Annotated in this window: 25 protein-coding genes; 4 read left to right on the top strand and 21 right to left on the bottom strand. The window is 71.7% G+C overall.

The genetic code is table 11. From position 1 onward, the window contains the following. Positions 1-96: 96 nt before the first annotated feature. Complete coding sequence (locus tag QIT00_RS17605) at positions 97-1,380, bottom strand: adenylosuccinate synthase (protein WP_282536232.1); 1,284 nt, start codon at positions 1,378-1,380, stop codon at positions 97-99. Between the two features lie 186 nt (positions 1,381-1,566). Here QIT00_RS17605 and QIT00_RS17600 point away from each other — a divergent pair, with 186 nt between their 5' ends. Then, positions 1,567-2,631, top strand: a complete 1,065-nt coding sequence (locus QIT00_RS17600) for a diacylglycerol kinase family protein (RefSeq protein ID WP_282536231.1) — start codon at positions 1,567-1,569, stop codon at positions 2,629-2,631. A gap of 59 nt (positions 2,632-2,690) precedes the next feature. Here the strand turns inward: QIT00_RS17600 and QIT00_RS17595 are convergent, their stop codons facing one another. Then, entirely contained in the window at positions 2,691-3,188 is a 498-nt protein-coding gene (locus QIT00_RS17595) for a GbsR/MarR family transcriptional regulator (RefSeq protein ID WP_282536230.1), read from the bottom strand. A gap of 92 nt (positions 3,189-3,280) precedes the next feature. Between QIT00_RS17595 and QIT00_RS17590 the strand changes: the two genes are divergently transcribed. Next, positions 3,281-4,240 carry an ABC transporter ATP-binding protein gene (locus QIT00_RS17590; RefSeq protein WP_282536229.1) on the top strand — a complete coding sequence of 320 codons (960 nt, stop codon included), beginning with the start codon at positions 3,281-3,283 and terminating at the stop codon, positions 4,238-4,240. Continuing rightward, positions 4,237-5,853 (top strand): ABC transporter permease, encoded by a 1,617-nt coding sequence (locus QIT00_RS17585; RefSeq protein ID WP_282536228.1) that lies wholly within the window; start codon positions 4,237-4,239, stop codon positions 5,851-5,853. The genes QIT00_RS17590 and QIT00_RS17585 overlap by 4 nt, the downstream gene beginning before the upstream one ends. Before the next feature lie 62 nt (positions 5,854-5,915). On the opposite strand, the gene QIT00_RS17580 is transcribed toward QIT00_RS17585, so the two are convergent. The 4 genes from QIT00_RS17580 to QIT00_RS17565 form a co-directional block, all read right to left on the bottom strand. Next, complete coding sequence (locus QIT00_RS17580; protein WP_282536227.1) at positions 5,916-6,512, bottom strand: Uma2 family endonuclease; 597 nt, start codon at positions 6,510-6,512, stop codon at positions 5,916-5,918. Positions 6,513-6,639: 127 nt separating this feature from the next. Further along, positions 6,640-7,332, bottom strand: a complete 693-nt coding sequence (locus tag QIT00_RS17575) for a response regulator (protein WP_282536334.1) — start codon at positions 7,330-7,332, stop codon at positions 6,640-6,642. Positions 7,333-7,391: 59 nt separating this feature from the next. Then, complete coding sequence (locus QIT00_RS17570; protein WP_282536226.1) at positions 7,392-8,720, bottom strand: sensor histidine kinase; 1,329 nt, start codon at positions 8,718-8,720, stop codon at positions 7,392-7,394. A gap of 107 nt (positions 8,721-8,827) precedes the next feature. Beyond that, on the bottom strand, positions 8,828-10,036 hold the full coding sequence (locus QIT00_RS17565; protein ID WP_282536225.1) for a cytochrome P450: 1,209 nt from the start codon (positions 10,034-10,036) through the stop codon (positions 8,828-8,830). A 59-nt stretch (positions 10,037-10,095) separates the two neighbouring features. On the opposite strand from QIT00_RS17565, the gene QIT00_RS17560 reads away from it, so the two are divergent. Further along, positions 10,096-10,239, top strand: coding sequence for a hypothetical protein (locus tag QIT00_RS17560; protein ID WP_282536224.1), 144 nt, complete (start codon positions 10,096-10,098; stop codon positions 10,237-10,239). On the opposite strand, the gene QIT00_RS17555 is transcribed toward QIT00_RS17560, so the two are convergent. From QIT00_RS17555 to QIT00_RS17485, 15 genes are all read right to left on the bottom strand, one after another. After that, on the bottom strand, positions 10,236-10,712 hold the full coding sequence (locus tag QIT00_RS17555; RefSeq protein ID WP_282536223.1) for a hypothetical protein: 477 nt from the start codon (positions 10,710-10,712) through the stop codon (positions 10,236-10,238). The genes QIT00_RS17560 and QIT00_RS17555 overlap by 4 nt on opposite strands. Beyond that, entirely contained in the window at positions 10,700-12,025 is a 1,326-nt protein-coding gene (locus tag QIT00_RS17550) for a hypothetical protein (protein ID WP_282536222.1), read from the bottom strand. Before QIT00_RS17550 ends, QIT00_RS17555 begins: the two co-directional genes overlap by 13 nt. Further along, on the bottom strand, positions 12,025-12,630 hold the full coding sequence (locus QIT00_RS17545; protein ID WP_282536221.1) for a hypothetical protein: 606 nt from the start codon (positions 12,628-12,630) through the stop codon (positions 12,025-12,027). Before QIT00_RS17545 ends, QIT00_RS17550 begins: the two co-directional genes overlap by 1 nt. 336 nt (positions 12,631-12,966) lie before the next feature. After that, positions 12,967-13,629: a response regulator gene (locus QIT00_RS17540; protein ID WP_282536220.1), complete on the bottom strand. Its 663-nt coding sequence runs from the start codon at positions 13,627-13,629 to the stop codon at positions 12,967-12,969. A 14-nt stretch (positions 13,630-13,643) separates the two neighbouring features. Beyond that, positions 13,644-14,924 (bottom strand): sensor histidine kinase, encoded by a 1,281-nt coding sequence (locus tag QIT00_RS17535; RefSeq protein WP_282536219.1) that lies wholly within the window; start codon positions 14,922-14,924, stop codon positions 13,644-13,646. Then, entirely contained in the window at positions 14,917-16,194 is a 1,278-nt protein-coding gene (locus tag QIT00_RS17530) for an acyltransferase family protein (protein WP_408909791.1), read from the bottom strand. Before QIT00_RS17530 ends, QIT00_RS17535 begins: the two co-directional genes overlap by 8 nt. Beyond that, a complete protein-coding gene (locus tag QIT00_RS17525) occupies positions 16,187-17,167 on the bottom strand; it encodes an alpha/beta hydrolase (RefSeq protein WP_282536218.1) in 981 nt (326 codons plus the stop codon). Before QIT00_RS17525 ends, QIT00_RS17530 begins: the two co-directional genes overlap by 8 nt. Before the next feature lie 187 nt (positions 17,168-17,354). Further along, a complete protein-coding gene (locus tag QIT00_RS17520) occupies positions 17,355-18,236 on the bottom strand; it encodes an alpha/beta hydrolase family protein (RefSeq protein ID WP_282536217.1) in 882 nt (293 codons plus the stop codon). Positions 18,237-18,408: 172 nt separating this feature from the next. Beyond that, positions 18,409-19,620 carry a kynureninase gene (kynU, locus tag QIT00_RS17515; RefSeq protein WP_282536216.1) on the bottom strand — a complete coding sequence of 404 codons (1,212 nt, stop codon included), beginning with the start codon at positions 19,618-19,620 and terminating at the stop codon, positions 18,409-18,411. Further along, positions 19,613-20,458, bottom strand: coding sequence for a tryptophan 2,3-dioxygenase family protein (locus QIT00_RS17510; protein ID WP_282536215.1), 846 nt, complete (start codon positions 20,456-20,458; stop codon positions 19,613-19,615). The genes kynU and QIT00_RS17510 overlap by 8 nt, the downstream gene beginning before the upstream one ends. A 160-nt stretch (positions 20,459-20,618) precedes the next feature. Next, positions 20,619-21,032 carry a DUF3151 domain-containing protein gene (locus tag QIT00_RS17505; protein WP_282536214.1) on the bottom strand — a complete coding sequence of 138 codons (414 nt, stop codon included), beginning with the start codon at positions 21,030-21,032 and terminating at the stop codon, positions 20,619-20,621. A 192-nt stretch (positions 21,033-21,224) separates the two neighbouring features. Then, positions 21,225-22,247: a class II fructose-bisphosphate aldolase gene (gene fbaA / locus QIT00_RS17500; protein ID WP_282536213.1), complete on the bottom strand. Its 1,023-nt coding sequence runs from the start codon at positions 22,245-22,247 to the stop codon at positions 21,225-21,227. Positions 22,248-22,390: 143 nt separating this feature from the next. After that, positions 22,391-22,939, bottom strand: coding sequence for an orotate phosphoribosyltransferase (pyrE, locus tag QIT00_RS17495; protein ID WP_282536212.1), 549 nt, complete (start codon positions 22,937-22,939; stop codon positions 22,391-22,393). Between the two features lie 317 nt (positions 22,940-23,256). Then, positions 23,257-24,045 carry an aldose epimerase family protein gene (locus QIT00_RS17490; RefSeq protein WP_282536332.1) on the bottom strand — a complete coding sequence of 263 codons (789 nt, stop codon included), beginning with the start codon at positions 24,043-24,045 and terminating at the stop codon, positions 23,257-23,259. Between the two features lie 24 nt (positions 24,046-24,069). Further along, positions 24,070-25,101, bottom strand: a complete 1,032-nt coding sequence (locus QIT00_RS17485; RefSeq protein ID WP_349017185.1) for an SRPBCC domain-containing protein — start codon at positions 25,099-25,101, stop codon at positions 24,070-24,072. Positions 25,102-25,153: the final 52 nt, after the last annotated feature.

Raw genomic sequence — 25,153 nt, 5'->3', positions numbered from 1 at the left:
TGCCGAACATGGCGAAGGGGTGGGCCGCTTCGGAAGCAGCTCCACCCCTTCGAGTGAATGTACGAACCGTACGAACCGAGTACGGCTCAGCGGGGCTCAGAGGAACGAGTTGATCTCGATCGTCTCGTCGCGGCCCGGGCCCACGCCGATCGCCGAGATCGGCGCCCCGGACATCTCCTCCAGGGCCTTCACGTACGCCTGCGCGTTCTTCGGCAGGTCCGAGAAGGACTTGGCCTTGGTGATGTCCTCGGACCAGCCCGGCAGGTACTCGTACACCGGCTTCGCGTGGTGGAAGTCGGTCTGGCTGTACGGGAGTTCCTCGACGCGCTTGCCGTCGATCTCGTACGCCACGCAGACCGGGATCTGCTCCCAGCCGGTGAGGACGTCGAGCTTCGTGAGGAAGAAGTCCGTCAGGCCGTTCACGCGGGTCGCGTAGCGGGCGATGACCGCGTCGAACCAGCCGCAGCGGCGGTCACGGCCGGTGGTGACACCGCGCTCGCCGCCGATGCGGCGCAGGTCCTCGCCGTCCTGGTCGAACAGCTCGGTCGGGAACGGTCCGGCGCCGACGCGGGTCGTGTACGCCTTCAGGATGCCGATGACCCGGCTGATCTTCGTGGGGCCGACGCCCGCACCCGTGCACGCGCCACCCGAGGTCGGGTTGGAGGACGTGACGAAGGGGTACGTGCCGTGGTCCACGTCGAGCAGCGTGCCCTGGCCGCCCTCGAAGAGGACGACCTTGCCCTCGTCGATGGCGTTGTTGAGGATCAGCGTGGTGTCCGCGACATACGGCTTCAGCTGGTCCGCGAAGGTCAGCATCTCCTCGACGATCTTGTCCGTCTCGATCGCGCGACGGTTGAAGACCTTGGTGAGGAGCTGGTTCTTCGTGTCGAGGGCCGCCTCGACCTTCTGCTCCAGGATCGACTCGTCGTAGAGGTCCTGGACGCGGATGCCCACGCGGTTGATCTTGTCCGCGTAGGTCGGGCCGATGCCCCGGCCGGTCGTGCCGATCTTCCGCTTGCCGAGGAAGCGTTCCGTCACCTTGTCGACGGTGACGTTGTACGGCGTGATCAGGTGGGCGTTGCCGCTGATCAGGAGCTTCGAGGTGTCGACACCGCGCTCGTTGAGGCCGCTCAGCTCGGAGAGCAGCACCGCCGGGTCCACCACGACACCGTTGCCGATGACGGGCGTGCACCCCGGCGAGAGGATTCCGGAGGGGAGGAGGTGGAGCGCGTACTTCTGGTCGCCTACGACAACCGTGTGGCCGGCGTTGTTGCCGCCCTGGTAGCGCACCACATAGTCAACGGAGCCACCGAGCAGGTCGGTGGCCTTTCCCTTGCCCTCGTCACCCCACTGAGCACCGAGCAGCACAAGTGCGGGCACAGGCGTACACCCCTTCCGGGCGGGGCATGTCCAAGGTCAGGGGCGTGCACGAACGCTTGTCGTACGCGCACACCGGCGACCCTCGTTGGCCGCACCCGTCGGACCGGTGCCCCGGAATAGACGAAGCCCCTGGCGCAATAGCGCAAGGGGCTCTTGCACAAAGATGCTACCCGAGGAAGGACCGAGGTGTCGGCTCCAGAGCCCGCCGGGCAGAGCGCGCAGCCGCTTCAGCCGCCCAATCCGCTCCTGGTGGTGATCGATCCGACGGCCCGCGCGGTCGACGGGGAGTCGGTCCGGATCGCGAAGGACGTGCTCTGCGCGGGCGCTTCCGGTGGCCCGGTCAAGGTCTGTCTGCCGGACGGCCCGGAGGAGTTCACACGTGCCCTGACCAGGCGCGGCTCCCGCAGGCCTGTGGTCGTGGGCGACGACCGGGCGCTGCTCCGCGCGGTGGGTGCGCTGCACCGCGAGCGCGAGCTGTCGGCCGCGGCGCTCTCCCTGGTCCCGGTGGGTACGGCGACGGGGCTCGCGCACGCGCTCGGGGTGCCGTTGGGCACGGTGGCCGCGGCCCGCGCGGTCCTCGACGGCTCGCCCCGGCGGCTCGACCTGCTGGTGGACGACAGCGACGGGGTGGTGCTCGGCCGCCTCGCGATCCCGGCGGCGGTACCTCCGGGGCACGCCTCCCTGAACGGTTCTGGTTCCGGCTCCGGTTCCGGTTCTGGTTCCGGTTCTGGTTCCGGTTCTAGTTCTGGTTCCGGCTCCGGTTCCGGTTCCGGCGGGGCGGGGGGCTCGGGTGCGGGGTCGGGCGGGGCGTCTGGTGCGGGTTCCGGTGCGGGGGCGGCGGCGGGCTCGGGTTCCGGCTCGGGTTCCCGATCAGGTACCGGCTCGGGTTCCGGTTCCGGTCCGGGGGCGTTGTTGCGTACGTGCCAGTCGCTGATGCGGACGCTCGTACGACCCTCGCCCTCGGCGCGTGCGACGCCGGGTCCCGCTCGGCTGCGGGTGGAGGCGGACGGGGTGACACTCGTCGACCTGGACCAGCCGGTCGTGGGGGTCTCGGTGCGGCCGCTGCGGGGCGGGTTCGCGCGGGTCGAGGTATGGGCCGTGGGCGCGGAGTCGCCGGTGCGGGCGCACGCGCGGGCGGTGACGGTCTCGGGCCCGGACTTCCGCTACCGCGCGGACGCGGTGACCTCCGGGCCGGTCAGGGCCAGGACGTGGACGGTACGGCCGGAGGCGTGGGCGCTGACGCTGCCCTGAGGGCGCTGCGGTCCCTGCAGCCCCTGCAGCCCTGCAGCCCCTGCAGCGCCTGCGGACCCTCAGCGGTCCCCGTACAGCTCCTCGCGCCGTTCGCGCCAGCGCTCGAGGAGGAGGGGCAGTTCCTGGCCCACGAACTCGAAGAACGCCTGCGTCTCCGCCATCCGCCGCCCGGCCGGTGTTTCGGAGCCGAGGCTGTTGACGCCTTCGCGCAGCGCCTCTTCCCAGCGCTTCATGATCTGGTCTCGGTTGGCGAGCGCCTCGTACCACTGGTTGTTGTGGACGCGGTAACGCTCGCGGCGGGTGCCGGGTTCGCGTTCGCGGGAGACCATGTGCTGCTGGCTGAGATAGCGCACCGCGCCCGACACGGCGGCCGGGCTGACCTGGAGCTGCTCGCCCAGCTCCGCCGATGACATGGCGCCGGCGTCGGAGGAGAGCAGGGCGGCGAAGACGCGGGCCGGCATGCGCTGGATGCCCGCGTCGACGAACACGGCCGCGAAGTTCTCCACGAAGCGTGCGACCGCCTCTTCGTCCCGTTCCGTACCGGCCGGCTGGCCCATGCCCCGATCATCTCCCCTGCTCGTCGCGTGCGGCCGAGTTTATACGCTTCCTTAACTTCACAAGTTTGTGAAACTACCGTACGTTCAAAAGCATGACGAAGGCAAACCGCGCTATTGAAGTATCCGGACTGCACAAGTCCTTCGGACGGACACACGCGCTCGACGGCCTCGACCTGGACGTCGAGACCGGTGAGGTTCACGGCTTCCTCGGGCCCAACGGCTCCGGGAAGTCCACCACCATCCGCGTACTGCTCGGCCTGCTGCGCGCCGATTCGGGCGCCGCCCAGCTCCTCGGCAAGGACCCGTGGAGCGACGCCGTCGAGCTGCACCGGCGGATCGCGTACGTTCCCGGCGACGTCACCCTGTGGCGCAACCTCAGCGGCGGGGAGGTCATCGACCTGTACGGGCGGCTGCGCGGAGGCCTCGACAAGGCGCGGCGGGCCGACCTGATCGAGCGGTTCGAGCTGGACCCGACCAAAAAGGGCCGCACCTACTCCAAGGGCAACCGGCAGAAGGTCGCCCTGGTCGCGGCCTTCGCCTCGGACGTCGACCTGCTGATCCTGGACGAGCCGACCAGTGGGCTCGACCCGCTGATGGAGGAGGTCTTCCAGGGCTGTGTCGCCGAGGAGCGCGACCGGGGCCGCACCGTCCTGCTGTCCAGCCACATCCTCAGCGAGGTCGAGACGCTCTGCGACCGCGTCTCGATCATCCGCAAGGGCGCCACCGTCGAGACCGGCTCCCTGGCCGACCTGCGGCACCTGACCCGCACCAGCGTCACCGCCGAACTCGCGGGGCCGCCAGGCGGGTTGAGCCGGCTGCCCGGCGTGCACGACCTCGCCGGCGGTCCGATCGACGGGGGCCGGGGCCACCGGGTCAAGCTGCAGGTCGACTCGGACAAGCTGGACGCGGTGCTGCGCGCGCTGACCGAGTCCGGCGTGCGGTCGCTGACCAGCACGCCGCCCACCCTGGAGGAGCTGTTCATGCGGCACTACCAGGACGACGTGCCCGGTGCCCGCGCCGGGCGTAACTCCGAGAAGGCGATGGCGCGATGACCGCCGTGACCTCTGTCGCCGTCCCGCCGAGGGTGCGCGGATCGCGTCAACTCGCGGGCACCGGTGCCCTGTTGCGGCTCGCGCTGCGCCGGGACCGGGTGATGGTGCCGCTGTGGGTGCTGCTCATCGGCGGCACCACGGCGAGCGCCACGAACACCCTCGGCCAGATCTACGACACCCCCGCCGAGCGCGCCGGAGTCGTCACGTCGATGGCCGCCAACAGCTCCCTTCGCTCCTTGTACGGGCCGGTCTTCGACGACTCCCTCGGCGCGCTGGTGAGCTGGCGCTATCTCGCGTTCATGGCCGCGTTCGCCGCGCTGATGAGCCTGCTCGTGGTCGTGCGCCACACCCGCGAGGAGGAGGAGACCGGTCGGCAGGAGATGCTCTCCGCTGCCATGGTCGGCCGCCGGGCTCCGCTGACCGCGTCGCTGCTCGTCGCGCTGATCGCCAACACGGGTATCGCGCTGCTCGTCGTCCTCGGTCTGGCCGGGGAGGGTCTCCGCGGTGCGGTGGCACTCGGCCTCGGTATCGGCGGCGTGGGCATGGTCTTCGCGACGCTGGCGGCGGTGTGCGCCCAGCTCACCGAGACCGCACGGCTCGCCAAGGGCCTGACGGCCGCCGGGCTCGGCCTCGCCTGGGTCCTGAAGGCGGCGGGCGACGCGGCCGCGGACGACGGTTCGCACGCGCTGACGTGGCTTTCGCCGGTCGGCTGGGCCGAGAATCTGCGGGCCTTCGGCGGCGAGCGGTGGTGGGTGCTGCTGCTGTTCGTCGGTGCGGTCACGGCGCAGGCCGTGCTCGCGTACGGACTGACCGGGCGGCGGGACATCGGCATGAGCTTCATGCCGGCCAGGCCGGGGCCGGCCGGGGGGCGGATCTCCACGGCGGGCGGGCTCGCGTGGCGGCTGCAGCGGGGCAGCCTGATGGGCTGGGGCATCGGATTCCTCGTCACGGGTGTGATGTTCGGCGGGATCACCGAGGGGGTCGCCGATCTGGTCGGGGACAACGAGCAGACCAAGGAGTTGCTGGCCCGCATGGGCGGCCAGTCCGGGATCACCGACTCCTTCCTAGCCGCGATGGTCTCGATGCTCGGCATGATCGCCGCGGTGTACGTGGTGCAGTCGGTGCTCCGGCTGAACGGCGAGGAGACCTCGCAGCGCGGTGAGCCGGTGCTGGCGGGCGCGGTCGGCCGGGTGCGCTGGGCGGCGGGACATCTGCTGATCGCTTTCGGTGGTGCGGCCCTCCTCATGGTTCTCGCGGGCCTCGGTCTGGCCCTCGGCTACGGCGAGCGTGCCGGGGCGATCCTCGGCGGCTGCCTCGTGCTTGTTCCGGCGATCTGGCTGATCGGCGCGGTCGCGGTGCTGGTGTACGGACTGGTGCCGCGGGCGGCCGTCCTCGGCTGGGCGTACGCGGGCCTGTGCCTCGGGCTCGGCTGGCTGGGCGCGGCGTTCGACCTGCCGGAGCGGGCGATGGACGTCTCGCCGTTCGAGCATCTGCCCCGGTTGCCGGGCAACGCGATGGAGTGGGGGCCGTTCGGCGTCCTCCTCGCGCTGGCGGCGGCTGCCACGGCGGTCGGCCTCGCGGGGCTGCGCCGCCGTGACATTCAGACGGGTTGAGCCCGGCCGCCTCTTGGTCGCGCGGTACTCCGGGCCTGTAGCGGAGTCCGGGGTGCCGTGCTTCAGCGCACGTAGTTCTTCAGGATCTCCGTGTCGACCCTGAATCCCACCGGGGTGGGCAGGTGCACCGGCTCACCGAATTTCGTCGTGCGCGCGTCCCGGTACCGACTGCTCTCCGGGTCCGGATCGCTGTGCACCACCACCGTGCCGTCGTCGCGGTCGATCAGGAGGTACACCGGGATTCCCGCGCTCGCATAGCCGGTGGGCTTCTCCACTCGGTCCCTGCGATCGGGGTCCGCGTCGTACGAGGTGACCTCGACCACCATCAGCACCCCCGCAGGGTCGGCCCACTCTCCTTGCCCGGCGAAGGTGCCTCGCGGTGCGAGTGAGGCGTCGGGCCGGGCGCGCCCCGATCTGTACCGCTCGATGGCCAGGCCTTGGTCGCTGGGATAGAGCCCCAGCTCCGGACGGTGCTGCATACAGATGCTCTGCAGCCACATGTAGATCTCGTTGTGGTCGCCGTCAGGCACGCCCTTGTCCTCGATCCGTCCGCCGATGAACTCCAGCCTGACGGCATCGGATTCCTTGGCCGCAATCTTGGCGATGCGCTCGAATTCCTCGATCGTCACCTGGGACGTGTGCCCTGTCATGACCGCCATGGTCCCCCCCTTCTCAGGCATGCACCAGTCTGTCGAGGTCGCAGGGGCGGAGGCGACAGTTCCGCGAGCGCGCCACCCGAACGAGTGATCGAACCTGCGAAGGACCCACGAAGGACCGACGAAGGACCTACGAAGGCGTCACCAGGCGGGCCTCGTACGCGAACACCGCTGCTTGTGTGCGGTCTCGCAGGCCCAACTTGACCAGGATCCGGCTGACATGGGTCTTGATCGTCGACTCGGCGACGACGAGATGTTCGGCGATCTCCGCGTTGGAGCGGCCCTGGGCGATCAGGACCAGGACCTCCGTCTCGCGTTCCGTGAGATCGCCGAGCTGCGTGACCGCCGGGGCCTTCGAAGCCGCCGCGCCGAGCTTCGCGAACTCGGAGATCAGCCGCTTGGTGACCGTCGGCGCGAGCAGGGCCTCGCCGGAGGCCACGACCCGTACGCCGTCGGCGAGTTGGCGGGCCGAGGCGTCCTTGAGGAGGAAGCCGGAGGCGCCGGCGCGCAGCGCCTCGTAGACGTATTCGTCGAGGTCGAAGGTGGTCAGGACCAGGACGCGGGTGTCGGTGTCGGCGGCGACGATCTCGCGGGTGGCCTCGATGCCGTTCAGCTCGGGCATCCGGATGTCCATCAGGACGACGTCGGGCCGCAGTCCGGCGACCTTCGCGACCGCCTCGCGGCCGTTCACCGCCTCCCCGGCGACCTCGATCCCCGGCATCGCGCCGAGCAGCACGGAGAATCCCTCGCGGACCATCATCTGGTCGTCGGCGATCAGCACGCGGATGGGGTCCGTGCCCGTGCCGTCTCCGGTGCCGGTCATGCCGTCTTCGGTGCCGGTCACGCCGTCTCCGGTGCCGGTCACGCCGTCTCCGGTGCCGGTCATACGGAACGCTCCTCGGCCTCGGCCCGTACCGGCAGGAAGACCGCCACCTCGTAGCCGCCGTCCTGCGTCGCCCCCGTCGTCATCTCGCCGTCGAGCATCGCGACCCGCTCCCCCATGCCGGTCAGCCCGTGCCCGGCCCCGGGCGAGGCCTTCACCAGGCCGGTGGGCGGACCGTTGACTATGCGCAGGCCGAGGCCGCCGAGGACGTACGAGACCTCCACCTTGGCGGTGGCGCCGGGTGCGTGCCGCAGCGCGTTGCTGAGGGCCTCCTGCACGATGCGGTACGCGGACAGCTCCACGCCCTGCGGCAGCGCGCGGGCGGCCCCGGTGACGGCCTGGTCGACGGTCAGGCCGGCCTCGCGGACGTTGTCGAGGAGGGCGCCGAGGTCGCCGAGGGTGGGCTGGGGTGCGTCGGGGGCCTCGTAGTCCTCCGCGCGGACGACGCCGAGGACGCGGCGGAGTTCGGTGAGCGCGGCGACCGCGTTCTCCCGGATCGTGGCGAAGGCCTGGGCCAGCTCCGGCGGCGGGTTCTCCACCCGGTACGGGGCGGCCTCCGCCTGGATCGCCACGACGGACATGTGGTGGGCCACCACATCGTGCAGCTCGCGGGCGATGGTCGTGCGCTCTTCGAGCAGCGTCCGCTTGGACCGCTCGAAGAGCGTCACCTCCTCTTTGGCGACGACCTCGCGCTCCTTCGCGACGACCTCGCGGCGGGCGGAGGACCAGCCGCGTACGGAGGCGGCGACGGCGAGTGCCAGGCCGGAGAGCACGGTCATCACGAGGGTCGGCCCCGATTCGCCGATGAACAGCCCGAGGACCGCGGCGAACGCGACGGTGAGCAGCCACATCTCCAGGGCCACACGCGGCCGGGACCGGCAGGTCACCAGGACGAGCACGAAGAGATGCGCCGCGAAGCCGGGCGCCGTCCACGGGAAGATCGGTTCGAGGGAGAGCGGCACCATGAGCACGGTCACCGCGAGCGACAGCCAGAAGGAGGCGACCGGCCGGAACAGCGTGAGCAGCACCGGCAGGGCGGCGAGCACGCCGCTGACGGAGCCCTCCAGGAACATGTGGGGCAGGGTGGCGCCGACGAGGTAGACGAACACCGCCATCGCGACCACCGTGGCATGCGGCAGCCAGCGGGCGCGGGCCCGGCTCTTCTCCGGTATCCGCCGCAGCAGCCGGGAGGCTCGGTCGCCCTCCTCGGCCAGCGGCTCCACCGGCCGGAACGCGAACACGCCGGTCATCAGGTCGGTACGGATCGTCTGTAGCGCGGTCCGTATGAGGCTGGCTTCGGTGCGCAGGGGTGTGGTCGTCTCGGTCACGCTGCAACGGTAGGCGCGCCCACCCGCCCGGTCGTCACCTAAGGTGCGGATCTGTGGGAGTCCCTCTCAAGGACTACGGGTCGGTCCTGGTCCCACTCCAGCCTCGTTCACCCTGCCTCCACCAGCAGCTCCCGCAGCCCCCGGATCACAAGCCCCTCCTTCCACCGCGGCTCGGCCGCCAACCGCAGGCCCGGGGCCTGTCTCAGCAACTGACTGTAGGACGCGGCCAGTTCCAGGCGGGCCAGCGGGGCGCCCAGGCAGTAGTGGATGCCTCCGCCCAGGCTGACGTGGGGGTTGTCCGTTCGGGACAGGTCCAGGCGGTCCGGGTCCGCGAAGGCCTCCGGGTCGCGGTTGGCCGAGCCGAAGAGGAGGGCCACCTCCGAGCCGCGCGGGATCGCCACCCCGTCGACCTCGATGTCCTCAAGCACCCACCGCTCGAAGAGGTGCAGCGGTGAGTCGTACCGCAGCAGTTCCTCCACAGCTGTGGACAGCGGTACGTCGCCGGAGCGGAGTGCCGCGAGCTGGTCGGGGTGGCGGAACAGGGCCCACCAGCCGTTGCCCGTCGAGTTCACCGTGGCCTCGTGGCCGGCGTTCAGGAGCAGTACCGCTGTGGAGATCATCTCCTGTTCGGTGAGGCGAGTTCCGTCCTCGTCGTGCAAGGCGATCAAGGCCGAGATCAGGTCGTCGCCGAGGCTCTTGCGGCGTTCCTTGATCAAGTCCCTCAGGTACGCCGTGAATTCGACGCTCGCCTCGACCGCCGCCCGCGCCGTCTCCTCCGACGGGTTCAGCTCGTACATCCCGCAGATCGCGGCCGACCAGGGACGCAGCAGGTGCCGGTCCGGCTCCGGTATGCCGAGCATCTGCGCGATGACGGCCACGGGGAGCGGTTCGGCCAGCCGTGACACCAGGTCTCCGCCGCCGTCCGCGACCAGGCCCGCGACGCGTTCGCCCGCCAACTCCTCGATGTACGGCTGGAGTTCCGCCACCCTGCGCGGCGTGAACGCCTTCGACACCAGCCGTCTGATCCGCGTGTGCCGGGGCGCCTCCAGGTCGAGGAGGCCGTTGTCGTTCAGCACGTGGAACGGTTCGTGCGCGGCGGGCGGCGGGGTGCGGCCGAACCCCTTGTGCGTGAACCGGTGCAGATACGTCCGCCCGAGGCGGCGGTCCCGCAGGAGCGTGGTGACGTCCCGGTGGTGCGGGATGAGCCACTGGCCCGACGGTTCGTACCAGAGGGCCCGGCCTTGCGCGCGCAGCGCGGCGTAGGTCGGGTACGGGTTCGCCGGGTCGGCGGCGCTCAGGAATTGGGGTTCGCCCATGCCAGGAGGTTCTTCCAGTTGGCGGTTTCTACGGGCCCGGGCTGATCTCGTACCTCCCCGTGCCTGCCGTGGGCGGCTGGACCCGGCCGCTCAGTTGGCACTGCAGGCCGTGCCCGAGCGGTGAAGTCGTCCACACACTGCTGCTGCTGCTGCTGCTGCTGCTGCTGCTCACGATGCTGACGGAGCTGAACGCGTCCGTCTAGTCCGGGAGCGGGACCGCTCTGACCGTGATCCGGGCGGGCGACTCGTCCGACTCGGACAGGTCCGGCGGGCCCTGCGCGCTCCCGTAGACGACCGTGAACGTGCGCCGCATGTCACCGAAGCGGTCCGTGAACGTCACCTCGGTCGGGCCCGTCCGCTTCCGCTCGGCGGTGATGTCGTACGTACGGCGGAAGTCGGACACGTTGGAATCGATGCCTCCGCCGAGCTTGTACCGGAGTACGACGGTGCCGTTCTTCTCGGTCCTCGAGAACTCCGGTATGTAGAAGCGCCCCGCGTCCACCTGCTCGTGGTGCAGCCCCGCCGCCCGCTCCTCGTCCTCCCAGGGCTCGGGCGGTGGCGGGGTGACGAGGGCGACGACGAGCCACACGGCCACGCCCACGATCCACAGCACGCACAACGCCAGGAACCCGAACAGCGCGCGCCGCTGCCATGAGCCCCGCCTCAGCCGTTCCATGTGCGCACTTCGCTCTGGCCGCCCATGTCGTACTCCTTGGCCTGGCCCGACTGGTGGAGTCGGGCCATCTCGGCGTCGGAGACGTTGCCCATCGCCGGTACCGGAGTCGTCTTCTCCGCGTCCCAGTTGTAGCGGTCGTACACATGCGTCTGGTACTTGATCGTGGTCTTCGGCTCGCCGTCCGGGCCGGGCACGACCTCCACCTGTGCGACGGTGTTGTAGTGGAAGGAGCCCACCGCGTGGTACCAGTCGGGGTCCTGCGTCGCGGTCCAGCCCTGCCAGCCGGTCTGCTGGACCATCTTCACCGGCTTGCCGGTCCGCTCGTACTCGGCGAGTGCCTGCGCCTCCCAGGCCGGGGTGTTCTCCTTCAACTGCGCCTCGACGTTCCGGTTCATGTCCGGCAGGTCGTCCATCATGGAGTCCACGTCGATGTCCAGCGGTTCGCCGGTGTTCGACAGGTAGTGGAGCATGTGCTTCGCCGAGATCGGGCCGCCGAGCACCCCGGGTGAGCCCATCGCGAAGAAGCCCATCTTGTTCTTGATGGCACGGTCCTCGTCGGTGGCCTCACGGGTGTCGTAGTCCCCGGCGCCCTCGTCCCGCAGCGGTGGCGGCAGCAGCACGCCGCCTCGGCCGGAGAAGACCCGGTTCAGGTCCTTGGCGCCCGCCGTGTCCTGCTTGAGGGCCTCGCGGGTCCGCTCGTCCAGGACGGAGAACTCGACCGCCTTCTTGACGCGCTCCAGTTCGTACCCGACGTGCTCGTTGACGTCGCCCGCGTAGCCCAGCGCCGCCGCCGCGCGCGTGCGCAGGCTCTCCGCGTTCTCCTGGTCGAGCCGGGCCGCGCCCGCGCTGTCGGGGTCGTTGGGCGGATAGTCCCGGTCGGGTACGGAGACGCTGCCGTCGTCGTGCAGTGTGAGGCGCTTCTCCTTGGCCAGGTCCTTGGCCTCGTCGAGCCAGGTGGAGGCGAGCTTGAAGCCGTGTCTGGCGGCGGAGAGCGTGTCCGCTGCCGCCTTCGACTCGTGCTTAGCGATCGTCAACTCCTGGTAGAGGGAAAGGAGTTGGACGCGTGCCTGCATCGATGCCTCGCTCTGCCAGACGAGCGGCAGCTTGTCGAGGACGTTCTCGACGTGCGTACGCGCCTTCCTGGCCGCCACCGCAAGGTCGTCCCACTCGTCGCCCGCCCGCTCCCAGGTCTGGGGACGTACGTCGTCGAGTTCCGAGACGGTGATGTCCTCGCGGCGGACCGCGTCCGGGTGCTTGTGCGGATCCTTGTCCGGGCGTTCCGTCGGGTCCGGGCGTTCTTCCAGCGTCGCCATCAGGCACCCCTCTCGAACCCGGCGAGGATCGCCTCGAACTCCTGCGCCGTGCGCTGTTCCTGTGTGGTGTAGGCGGTGTGCGTGTCCCGCATCTTGTCGGCCAGCGACCGGCACTGCTTCGCCAGGCGGGCGACCTCCTTGGCCCAGGCGCTCGTGGTCCCGCTCAGCATGCGTCCGGCGGCCAGCATGCTGTGGATACGGGCGGTGTTCTCCGACTCCGACAGGCCCTTGTCGGCCTGCTCCAGGAGCCTGGCGGCCTCGTCCAACTCGTCGGCCATCTTGCCGAGTTCGGTCGTGCTGACGCCGTATCCGCCTCCGGCACCGCCGCCGCTCTGCATCGTCGTGACCCCTGCGGCGGGGGCGGGGGCGGGCGCTGGCGCCGGGTCCAGGTCGCGTACGTCCGCGTGCCTGTCCGGCTGGGCCGGGGCGTGGGTCGAGGCGTCGGCCGGGGCGTCGGTCGTGGCCTCGGCTCCGGACTCGGACGCGGACGCAGCTCCGGACTCGGCTCCGGAGTCGGCTTCGGAGTCGGCTTCGGCTCCCGGCTCGGCCTCGGCTGAGACAGGGCGGAAGCGGTCGCCCGGGTCGGCGGCGTCCGCCGCGGTCATCGGCTGAAGGCCGCCGTGCCGGCCCGGATCGGAACCCGAACCCGAACCTTTCACCCCGCCGCCCGAAGCTGAACCCACGACATCCCCCTGTCCTGTGCGGGCACTTCACACTGCGAGGAGTGTGCCACGGGAGGCAGCACTGTTTGACACGTCCACCTCACGCAAGGCCGCCCACCCGCTCACACCGGCCTGCGGCCCTTCCTCGCCGACGGTGCGCCGGCCGCTTCCGGCACGATGATCCTGGAGTACGCCGCTGGGGGCGGCCCTCGGCGAACTGCGGCCGGCAGACCTACGCACCGAAAAGCCCCAACCGATTCCCGCAGAGGGGAGGCGCGCCTAGTAGCCAGTCGGCCTCACCAGCCCCGACTCGTACGCGAAGACCGCCGCCTGGGTCCGGTCGCGGAGGCCGAGTTTGACCAGGATGCGCCCCACGTGGGTCTTCACCGTCTGCTCGGCCACCACCAACTGCGCCGCGATCTCCGCATTGGAGAGGCCTTGGGCGATCAGCGCGAGAACCTCCGTCTCGCGTTCCGTGAGGCCGTCCAGGCTGCTCCTCGTAGGGGCCTTGGGAGCGCCGAGGCGGGCGAACTCCGTGATCAGGCGACGGGTCACCCCGGGGGCGAGCAGCGCGTCCCCGGCGGCCACGACCCGGACGGCCTCGGCCAGCTGGTCCGACGAGGCGTCCTTGAGGAGGAAGCCGGAGGCACCCGCGCGCAGCGCCTCGTAGACGTAGTCGTCGAGATCGAACGTGGTGAGCACCAGGACCTTCACGGACGCACCCGACTCGACGACGTGGCGGGTCGCCTCGATGCCGCTGAGCTCCGGCATACGGATGTCCATCAACACCACATCGGGGGCCAGTTCGGCGACTTTCGCCACCGCGTCCCGGCCGTCGACAGCCTGGCCGACCACCTCGATGTCCGGCTCCGCGTTCAGCAGCACCGTGAATCCCTGCCGGACCATCATCTGGTCGTCGGCGATCAGCACCCGGATCGTCATACGCCCCGCCCCCCTCAGTTCAACGGCAGCAGCGCCGTCACTTCGTACCCACCCGTCGGCGTCGGACCCGCGAACAGCTCTCCTCCGAGCATCGCGGTACGCTCCCGCATTCCGAGCAACCCGAGCCCCGCACCCGGCGAAGGCGTCACGGGCAGGCCCGGTCTGCTGTTCAGCACGCGTATGCGCAGGGTCTGCCGCCCCACGCGCACGACCTCGACCTGCACCTCGGTGGCGGGAGCGTGCCGCATCGCGTTGCTCAGCGCCTCCTGCACGATACGGAACGCGGACAGCTCCACGCCCGGCGGCAACGGGCGGCGTGTGCCGTCCAGTTGAGCCGTGACGGTCAGGCCGGCCGAGCGCGCGTTGTCGAGCAGCGTATCGAGCCGGTCCAGGGTCGGCTGGGGCGTGTCCGGTGACTGCTCGCCCTGCTCGGAGCGCAGCACGCCCAGGACGCGGCGGAGTTCGGTGAGCGCCTCGACCGCGTTGTTCCTGATCCCCGCGAGATTCTCCTTGAGCTCGTCCGAGGGGTTCTCGACGAGATGCGGGGCTACCTGCGCCTGGATGGAGATCACCGACATGTGGTGGGCGACCACGTCGTGCAGCTCTCGGGCGATGCGGCTGCGCTCCTCCAGGAGGGTGCGTCGGGCCCGCTCCTCGGCGGTGAGCGTCGCCTGCTCGATGAGTTGCGTACGGGCCTGGCGCAGCCCGCGCAGCGGGGCGCTGAAGAAGACGGCCAGGGCGAACACGACGACGGCTATCGCGTCCAGCCGCTGCTCGGCTCCCGCCGGGGTCCGCACGTACGGCAGGAGCAGCGTGCAGCCGACTGTGATCGCCAGCATCGTCAACGTCGCGCGCGTACGGACCCGTACCGCCACCAGGATCAGGACGAGGACCTCGAGGACGAGGCTCCACACCGGCCACGGCCAGAACGTGTCGTCGCGCACCCCCTGCACCGCGAGCGCCTGGGCGACGGCCGCGCCGGTGATCAGCCACCACCCGGCGACGGGCCGGGACACGACCAGGACCAGCGCCGCCGCCTGCAGCACGATCAGCGCCTGAAGCAGTCGGGAGCCGACCGGAGAAGCCCCGAAGGTGTCCGACAGGTTCCCCAGGGCGGCCGCGCCCAGAGCGGCGGCCGCGTACACGAACGGCAGGTAGAGCAGGGCTCGCAGCCAGCCCGGGCGTGAGGGGGAGAGCAGCGGGTCCCGGTCGAGCGTCAACAGGTCCTCGCGCAGCGCTCGCAGGCCCTGGCGCAGGTACCGCTCGGCCATCGTCACAGCGGTCACCCTAGACATGGCGCTTCGCCCCCTCCCGCGCGGGCCGGTGGACGCGGACGACCGCGGTGGTCCCGCGGCTGCCGCGGCCGTGCTCGATGCCGTGGAACGCGGTCCAGCAGACGGCGAGCGCCAGCGCGAACACCGGGAGCCAGGCGAGGCGGGCGAGGATCCAGCCCGGCCCGTCCGGAACGGTGTGCAGACCGGGCAGAGTGGTGTCGGCGAGCAGGCCGCAGGCGGTGACGGCGAGGAGTGCGGTCTGGTGCCAGAGGAAGACGGTGAGGGCGGACAGGTTGCCGAGCGTGACCCCCGTCCACAGCAGCGGCCGGCGCATCGCGCGGTTCAACGGCCCGTGCAGGAGCAGTGCCAGGCCGCACTGGGCGAGGCCGAAGGTGACGGCGGCCAGGGTGGGCGGGTTGAGGTTGGACACGGCCGTGCCGGGCACGCCCACCATCGACGCCGGGTAGCCGCCGAGGACGACGAGCACGGCCGTCGTGACGGCACCCCCGGCGAGGAGGACGACGCCGGTGGCACGGACACCCGCGGGGTCGCCCAGCCGGCCACGGGCCCAGGCCGCGCCCAGGCAGTACGGCACGAGCCAGCCCGCCACCAGGTTGATCCAGCCCAGCCACTCGGGCCCGTCGAGTCCGAACCGCCACAGGTCGACGTGGACCACGACCGCGAGCGGCCAGAGCGGATGCAGCCGTGCCACCAGCGGCGTCAGGGCCGTCAGAGCCCCGAAGACGAGCAGGAACCACAGCGGCGAGAGCACGAGTTTCAGCAGCGTGCGGACCGTGCCCAGGTCCGTGCCGCCGGCGAGCAGCCCGAGCGTCGCCACCGACCACAGGGCGAGCACCGCCGCGACCGGCCGGAACAGCCGCACGAGGCGGGCCCGCAGCCACGGCCCGTACGAGGGGACAGAGCCCCGACCCGAGCCGGGTCCACACAGTCCCTCCCCCAGGGGCCGTCTCCCCGAGACAGGCCCTAGCCCTCTCGCCGCCACGTACCCGCCGACCAGGAAGAACACGGCGAGCGTCTGGAACACCCAGGACACCGGGGCGAGCCACGGCTGGTGGGTCAGCGGGCTGGCGCCGTGCAGCGCACCGCCCTCACTCACCAGGGCGGTGACCAGCCAGTGCCCCAGCACCACGCCGAGGATCGCGGCGGCCCGCAGCGCGTCCATGCCCCGGTCCCGGCCGGCCGGTGTGGCGGCGGCGACCCGGCGCACCAAGGCGGCCACACGGCCTGGCACACGGCCCGGCGCACGGCCCGGCCCACGAATGTCAGACATGCGGCACCTCCGGGGTCTGCCCGACTGCGATGCGGGCCAGGTTGTCGAGGGCGGTGGAGCCGGGCTCCAGGTAGTCGCTGTGGCCGCCGTCGCCCGCGTCGAAGCGGCGGGCGCCGAAGGCCTCGGTCACCGGGTCGGGGCCGAACCCGACGGTGGTGCCGAAGAGTTCCAGCCGTGCATGCGGGACCTCGGCGATCCAGTCGTGCGCGCCACGCCCCGCCCAGACGCGGGCCCGGGTCCGCAGCTCGGCGGCGCGGTCGAAGCCGGTCCCGGGGCTGCCGTACAGGACGATGTCGGTGACCCGGGTGCCTGAGGCGGGCGTCCCGAGTCCGTCTGCGGCGCGGGCGCACACCACGGAGCCGTAGGAGTGGCAGAGCAGCGCCACGGGAGTGCCTGCGGGTGCTCCGTACGCCCTCAACCGGTCGAGGAAGGAGCGGAGTTCGGCGGCCCCGGTATCGGCGCGGCCCGGTGTGATCGCCTCCGGGCTGACCGTGCCGGGTGTCGCGTAACCGAGCCAGGCGATCACCGCCACGCGCGGGCCGAGACGCTCGTGCAGGGCGAGCGCACCGCGCCGGAAGCGGGCGTACGTGTCGATGCCCGTGTCGGAGCCCGGCACCAGGATCGCGACGCGGTCGGCGCTGCGCAGGTCGCCGAGCACCTCGGCGGTCCTACCGGGGCCGCGGGCGTCGAACTCCAGGAAGTGCCGGTCCGGGGCGGCAAGTTCACGCAAGGCCGTCGCTCGCCGCTCCGCGCCCGCCGCGTGTGCGAGGCGGGCGGCCTCCGCCGCGTTCGCGCGATGCGCCGCGAACCGCTCGGCGAGCGGGGCGTCGGCAGCGACGCGGGCGGGCGGGGGCGCCGGGACGCCGGGGCGCACGGCGCCGGAGAGTGGAAGCACCACGCACGCGGTGATCAGCAAGGCGAGTACGGCCCGCCGCCCCCGCCTCAAGAGGCCTCTCCCTCGTCCGAACCTCATCGCCCGCGTCCCCCCGCTCGCCCGCCCCGGTCCCCCTCGGCCGCGCCATCGCGCCGCCTGACACAGGAAAAGTTAGAAACCGGACCGGGTGACCGGCGTCCCTCCACCGAGGTGACCTGCCGGGTAGCTCTCAGGTATGACGCGGGCTACGCCGCCCCAGGGAGCGGCGGGCAATGGCTTTCTCAGCTCAGAACGCGAGTTGAGCGATCTCCTCCGCCACCACCGCGCACGCGTCCGCCGCCGGATCGATCAGCGGGAAGTGGCCGACGTCCTCAAGGAGCGTGCAGCCCACGAGCTCGCCGGACTTGGCCGCGGCGTCCGCGTACTCCTCGGCCAGTTCGTACGGGACCGTCGTGTCCGTGCGGCCCTGCACGAGCGTGGTCGCGATGCCGGTGGGGAGCAGGGCCGCCGGGTCGGCGAACGGGACGCGGTCCGCGAACTTAGCCCTCCCGCCCAGGAGTTGGACCGGGGCGCCGCCGCACACGTCGAGCTCCGCCGCCCGCTCGAAGCCCACGATCGGGGCGAGCGCGACGACTCCGCGCAGGGGCGTGGGGCGTGCCAGGTGCCACGGCGAGTCCGCGGGCAGCACGTGCCGCGCCGCCGCCCACAGCGCGAGGTGCCCGCCCGCGGAGTGGCCGGTGAGGACGACGCGGCGCGGGTCGGCCTGCGGCAGGTGCGACGGTACGAGGGCGGGGAGCGCGTCGACCGCGGCCGCCACGTCGTCGAAGGTCTCCGGCCAGCGCCCCGCCACCGGCCCCTGAGCACCCTGGTGCGGCCCGGCCGTGCCCTGCGGGGGGATGTCCCCCGGCCCTCTGCGGTACTCGACGTTGGCGACCGCGAAGCCGCGTCGCGCCAGGAAGTCCGCGAACGGCGTGAGGTGCCGCCGGTCGTACGGGGCGCGCCAGGCGCCGCCGTGCAGGACGACGACGAGCGGCGCGGGCCGGCCGTCGCCGACGCGGGGAGCGTAGAAGTCGACGACCTGGTCGGGGTGTTCGCCGTAGGACGCGGTGGCGTCGGGGGCGACGGTGGGGTGCGAGAAGGCCGACTCTTCTTCGGCGTCGTCCGACATGGTTGGTGCAGCCTTTCGGTGAGGGCAGGGCCTATTCCGCAGGCCCGGGGCCGGTTCCGCAGGCCCGGGGCCGGTTCCGCAGGCCCGGGGCGGGCCCCGGCGGTGGGGGGCGGGTCCGGGGGTGATCTTTCCCCAGACCCGCCCCTCGCCGGAACAGAGGGCGCGGGCTCCCCTACGACCGGCCGCGCAGCACCTCGCCCAGCACCCGGGCCGCCCGCTCGACCTCCGCGAAGCCCACGTACAGCGGGGTGAAGCCGAAGCGGAGGACGTCCGGTGCGCGGAAGTCGCCGACCACGCCACGGGCGATCAGGTCGTCCATCACGGCGGCCGCACCGTCACACCGAAGTGCGACCTGGCTGCCGCGCTCGGCGTGCACCTCAGGGGTGATCGAGGCGACAAGACCGGCCGGGACGTACGCCGCGACGCACTCCAGGAAGAAGTCCGTGAGCGCCAGGGACTTCTCCCGTACCGCCTCGACCGAGACGCCCTCCCAGACCTTCAGGGACTCCTCCAGGGCCAGCATCGACAGGATGTCCGGGGTGCCCACGCGGCCGCGCAGCGCGCCGTCCGCCGGGGCGTAGCCGGGGCGCATACCGAAGGGCTCGGCGTGCGAGTTCCAGCCGGGCAGCGGCGAGTCGAAGTCGCCCTGGTGGCGCTCCGCGACGTACAGGTACGCGGGCGAACCCGGGCCGCCGTTCAAGTACTTGTACGTGCAGCCGACGGCCAGGTCGACGCCGTGCTCGTCCAGGCCCACCGGCAGGGCGCCCGCGCTGTGGCACAGGTCCCAGACGACCGGGGCGCCCGCGGCGTGCACGGCGGCCGTGATGCCGGGCAGGTCGTGCAGGCGCCCGGTGCGGTAGTCGACGTGGTTGACGAGGACGGCCGCGGTGCGCGGGCCGACCGCGGCGGGCACGTCCGCCGGGGCGAGCGGGCGCAGTGCGCAGCCCGTCAAGCGGGCCGCCGACTCCGCGATGTACCCGTCGGTGGGGAACGTGGACTCGTCCACCAGGATCTCGTCCCGCCCCGCCTCGGGCCCTCCCGACAGCCGGACGGCTCCCACAACCGCCTTGAAGACATTGACACTTGTGGAGTCTCCGACCACGATCTGCCCGGCCGCCGCCCCGACGAGCGGGGCGATCAGGTCACCGATCCGCTCGGGCGCGGTCCACCAGCCCGACTCGGTCCAGGAACGGATCCGCAGCCGCCCCCACTCGCGCTGCACGACGTCCGCGACCCGGCCGGGCACGGAACGCGGCAGCGCGCCGAGGGAGTTCCCGTCGAGGTACACCACCTCGTCGAGCACGAAATGCTCCCGCAGCCGGGCCAGTTCATCGGCCTTGTCCAGCTTGGCCGCCCTGTCCAGCAGGGCCTCGGTCTCAGACATGACTGCGCGCCGTCCAGAGCTCGGGGAACACGTTCTTGCGGGCCCGCTTCTCCAGCCAGGCCACTCCGGCGGAACCGCCCGTACCGGCCTTGGAGCCCATGGCCCGGCGGGTCGCCACCAGATGGTCGTTGCGCCAGCGCCACACCAGCTCGCCGACATCCGTCAACGCCTCGCCCAGGCGCACCAGTTCACCGTCCTGGTCCCCGGCGTACACCGCCGTCCACACCGCCTCCACCTCGGGCGACGGGTCGTACCGCTGCGACACGTCGCGGTTCCGTACGGCCTCCGGGATGTCGAAGCCGCGGCGCCCGAGGAGCCGGATGACCTCGTCGTACAGGCTCGGCTCGTGCAGCGCCTTCTCCAGCTCCGCGTGCACGCGCGGGGCGCCGCGGTGCGGGACGAGCATCGACGCGGACTTCTCGGCGAGGAGGAACTCCATCCGCCGGTACATCGCCGACTGGAATCCGGAGCCGTCGCCGAGCGCGCTGCGGTACGAGTTGAACTGCGCGGGCGTGAGCTGCCCGAGCGGCTTCCAGGAGGCGTTGAGCGCCTCCAGCTCACGGACGCTGCGCCTGAGCGCGGCCACCGCCGTGCCCAGGTCGTCCTGGCGCAGGGCCGCCGCGGCGGTCTCCCACTCGTGCACGATCACGGTGAACCACAGCTCCATCACCTGCGTGGTGACGAGGAAGACCATCTCACCGGGGTCGTCGGAGAGGGGGTGCTGCAGATGGGTGAGGACATCCGCCTGTACATAGTCCTCGTACGGCGTGGTGCCTGCGAAGTCGAGATGCGGGGCCTCGGGGATCTCCCCGGCCGTTGCTTCCGCCTCGTGGGACATCGCTGTCTCCTTGGTGCCTGCTCCGGGTAGCGGTCCGCCCCTGCCGATGCCGGCACGGGGGCCCCGGTCCCCACCGGCATCCTCCGCAATCCTCCCCCGGTCCGGCAAGACCTGCCTGGTCACAGCGACCAGGCAGGTCTTGACACCGGCCCGCCGGATGTCAGCCCAGCGTCTCCGCGGCCGTCTCGGACGACTCCCGCAGGAAGGTCGCGCAGCGCTCGTACTCCTCCTGCTCGCCGATGGACTGGGCGGCGCGCGCGAGGGCGTGCAGGGCGCGCAGGAAGCCGCGGTTCGGCTCGTGCTCCCACGGCACCGGGCCGTGGCCCTTCCAGCCGGCGCGGCGCAGGGCGTCGAGACCGCGGTGGTATCCCGTACGGGCGTAGGCGTACGACTCGACGGTGCTGCCGCGCTCGAAGGCCTCGTCGGCGAGGCGGGCCCAGGCCAGCGAGGACGACGGGTACTTGGCGGCGACGTCCGCGGCTGCCGTACCGCCCGCGAGGAGTTCGCGGGGCTCCGGGTCGTCGGGCAGGTGGGTCGGGGGCGGGCCCCCGAGCAGGTTCTCGTGAATGGACATGCCCCAAGTCTGCCTTGTCCGCCCGCCGCGCCGCTGAGCCTGTGGATAACCCTGACCCCGAGCCTGTGGATAACCCTGGCTCCCTGCCTCCGGTACGTCGGAGGGAAGCCGGGCGGCACGTACGACGGAGGGCCCGGCCTCCCTTTTGGGAAGCCGGGCCCTCCGTCACCGCCTGGTGGGACCTGGTGCTGCCTACTTCAGCTTCGTGCCCGCCGAGCGCAGCGCGGCACAGGCCTCGCCCACGCGCGCCGCCATGCCGGCCTCGGCGAGCTTGCCCCAGGTGCGCGGGTCGTACGTCTTCTTGTTGCCGACCTCGCCGTCGACCTTCAGGACGCCGTCGTAGTTCTTGAACATGTGGTCCGCGACGGGACGCGTGAAGGCGTACTGGGTGTCGGTGTCGAGGTTCATCTTCACGACGCCGTTCTCCAGGGCGGTGGCGATCTCCTCGGCCGTGGAGCCGGAGCCGCCGTGGAAGACGAAGTCGAACGGGGAGTTCTTGCCGTACTTCTCGCCGACGCCCTGCTGCAGGTCCTTCAGGAGCTCGGGGCGGAGCACGACGTTGCCCGGCTTGTAGACGCCGTGGACGTTGCCGAAGGACGCGGCGAGCAGGTACCGGCCCTTCTCGCCCAGGCCGAGGGCCTCGGCGGTGCGCAGCGCGTCGTCGACGGTCGTGTACAGCTCGTCGTTGATCTCGTGCGTGACGCCGTCCTCCTCGCCGCCGGTCGGAGTGATCTCGACCTCAAGGATGATCTTGGCGGCGCGGGCCTTCTCGAGCAGCTCCTGGCCGATGGCCAGGTTGTCGGCGAGGGTCTCGGCGGAGCCGTCCCACATGTGCGACTGGAACAGCGGGTTGTCACCCTTGGCCACGCGCTCGGCGGAGACGTCGAGCAGCGGGCGGACGTACCCGTCGAGCTTGTCCTTCGGGCAGTGGTCGGTGTGCAGCGCGACGGTGATGTCGTACTTCTTGGCGACGATGTGCGCGTACTCCGCGAGGGCGACCGCGCCGGTCACCATGTCCTTGTTGTACTGACCGCCCAGGAACTCCGCACCACCGGTGGAGATCTGGATGATGCCGTCGCTCTCGGCCTCCGCGAAGCCTCGCAGGGCGGCGTGGAGGGTCTGGGAGGAGGTCACGTTGATGGCGGGGTAGGCGAACTTGCCTGCCTTCGCCCGGTCCAGCATCTCGCCGTAGACCTCGGGGGTTGCGATGGGCATCTGGCCGCTCCTTGTGATGTGCGGTGTAAGTGTGGCCCTGACCGGAGGGCCCCTCACGGAGGTTCATTGAGGGGGCGACGTCATCGTCGCCCCCATCTTTCCAGACTCGCCGCCCGGCTCGATGCGACCGCCCGGTACACCCGTCAGTCGAGGCCGAGCTCGTCCTTCGAGTACGCGAAGAGGTACGGGACACCGGCGCCCTCGGTGATCTTCTCGGCGGCGCCGGTGGCCCGGTCCACGATCGTCGCGACGCCCACGACCTCGGCGCCGGCCTCGCGCACGGCCTCGACGGCGGCCAGCGGGGAGCCGCCGGTCGTCGAGGTGTCCTCGACGACGAGGACGCGGCGGCCCTTGATGTCCGGGCCCTCGACGCGGCGCTGCAGGCCGTGCGCCTTGGCGGCCTTGCGGACCACGAACGCGTCCAGGCGCTTTCCGCGCGCGGCGGCGGCGTGCAGCATCGACGCGGCGACGGGGTCGGCGCCCATGGTCAGACCGCCGACGGCGTCGAAGTCCAGCTCGGCGGTGAGGTCCAGGAGCACCTGGCCGACCCGGGGGGCGGCCTCGCCGTCGAGGGTGATGCGGCGCAGGTCCACGTAGTAGTCGGCCTCGATGCCCGAGGAGAGCGTCACCTTGCCGTGCACCACGGCCTTGTCCTTGATCTGCTGCAGCAGCTCGCCGCGTACGTAACTCATGGTTGTCAGCTTAAGTGGGCCGCCGGGGTGCCCGTACCGCCACGGGTGCTCCGCCCCCGGACCCCCTGCCCGCGCTGCGCGCTTCGTTCCCCTACCCGCCCCTTCCCGAAAGCCTGCGGCGCTTCGGGGGCCAGCCCCCGGACCCCCGCTCCTCAAACGCCGGAGGGGCTCTCTTGCTGTCGGTCAGCTGCGGCGCCGTTGTGGCTGGTCGCGCAGTTCCCCGCGCCCCTTAAGAACCCGCCCCTCCGGGGCAAAATTCAGCCCCTCCGGCGTTTGAGGAGCGGGGTCTGGGGCGGCGCCCCAGCAGGGCAGGCGGGCTAGAGGGTCCGCCACTCCCAGCGCATCTCCGCCTCCAGCGGTTCGATCGGCGTGACCAGGCGCGGGTGCGTGTTGAGGCCGTTGGGCGGGCCCGTCTGGGGCTCGACGCAGACCGCCTCCGGCTGCTCGTCGTAGATCACGACCCACTCCGAGGGACTCGTGACCTTCAGCTCCAGCTGTTCCGCCCACCGCAGGGTGACCCCCACCCCGTCCGGCATGCCGAAGCAGTCGTCCCACGGTCCTGGGCGCGGGTCGACGCGCTTGCCGGTGGGCAGGTGGTCCGCGCCGCGCTCCTCCTGCCAGGCCGCGTCGAAGTCCAGCCGCACGTCCTCTCCGCCGAGGTTGCGCAGGAACCACGGATGCCAGCCGAGCTGCGCCGGGAAGGAGTCGCCGTACGTCTCCAGGCCCATCCGGACCGTCAGGGCGTTCGGCTCCAGCTCGAAGACCTGCGTGACCCGCCCGCCGTACGGCCACGGCTCGACCAGGTCGTACGTGAAGACCGCGGAGTTCTCGGCGCCGCGCGCCCGGCGCCAGGGCTGGTCGCGGACGGTGCCGTGGATGGCGTGCGGCGGGTTGTTGATCGGCAGCTCGTGCACTCGCCCGCCGTTGCGGAACCGGCCGTTCTCGGTGCGGCCGCACCAGGGGACCATGGGAAAGGAGCCGAAGTGGTCACCCTGCCTGAGCACTTCGGTGCCGCCGATGCGGAGGCTCCCGATACGGCAGCCGTTGCCGCTCTGCACCGTCAGTTCCGCATCGCCCGCGACGAGGGTCGCCGTGTCCTGAGTCATCACGGACCCGACCCTAGGCCCTGGCTATCGGCGCCGCCGCAGCACCCGGCCGACGACGATCGCCGACGCGACGACCAGCGCCGCGGCGGGGGCGGCCCAGCGCAGGGTGTCGCCCGCGGTGGAGGCCTGCGGCGCGGGCACCGGTGCGTACCGTCCGCGCGGCGGCGCGTGGTCGACCTCCTCGGCGCTGCGGCCGATCATCGTGCGCCGGGCGTGCGCGGCTTCGGCGGGCGGGGCGATGAACGACTCGTCGCCGGCGTCCTGGTGGAAGGGGTCGAGGGCGGAGGGCGGCACGGCTTCCTCCGCGCCGGACTCGTCACTCGCACCGGCCTGCTCGGCGGCATCAGCCTGATCGGCGGCATCAGCCTGCTCCGCGGCACCGGCCTGCTCCGCGGCACCGGAAGGCTCCGCGGCACCGGGAGCCTCGGCCTGGTCCGCAGCATCCGGCTCGTCCGCCGCCTCGGGCTCGACCGCCGCCTCCGCCTGGTCCGCCGCATCGGGCTCGTCCGCCGCATCGGGCTCGTCCGCCGGGTCGCCGTCGTCAAGCAGGTCCGCGTCGGCGTTCTTCCGCGCGTCCACCGACCGGGACTGGGGCCGGGGCTCGGACGACCCCGGCTCGGGCTCGGGCTCGGGCGACGTCGGCGCGACCGCTCCCGCCAGGCTCTCCGAGAAACGGTTCAGCAGCCGCCGTACGGCCGCCTCCACCGCGGACTTCTCCAGCTCCGCGACCCGGCCGTCGCCCTTGCCCGTGCCGTTGTACACCAAGCGCGTGCCCTTGTCCGTGGTCAACAGGCTGACGCCGAGGGAGAGTTCGACCGAGCCGGAGCCGCGTACCTCCGTCGCCTCGCCGCTGACCGTGAAGGACGGGGTGGCGGCCGAGGTGTCCTCGGTGATGCGGAGGCTGCCCCGGTACGTGATCGTGTGCCCCGCGATCCGGACTTTGAGGCGGCCCGACACGGGTTCCGCCTCTCCGCCCGCATCGCGCTGGAGACCCTGGATGCCGCGGGCGACGCGGGCGGCGTCACCGAGCGCTTGTCGCAGGGGCTCTGTCTCCACGGGAACGAACACCTCATGCTCCATGTCAGCCGAGCCTACCCACGCGCGTACG

The organism is Streptomyces luteolus (genome assembly GCF_029968015.1).
GTDB classification, from domain to species: Bacteria; Actinomycetota; Actinomycetes; order Streptomycetales; family Streptomycetaceae; genus Streptomyces; species Streptomyces luteolus.
Note: the sequence above shows the minus strand (reverse complement) of the source record. Positions and strands in the feature narration are given on the sequence as shown.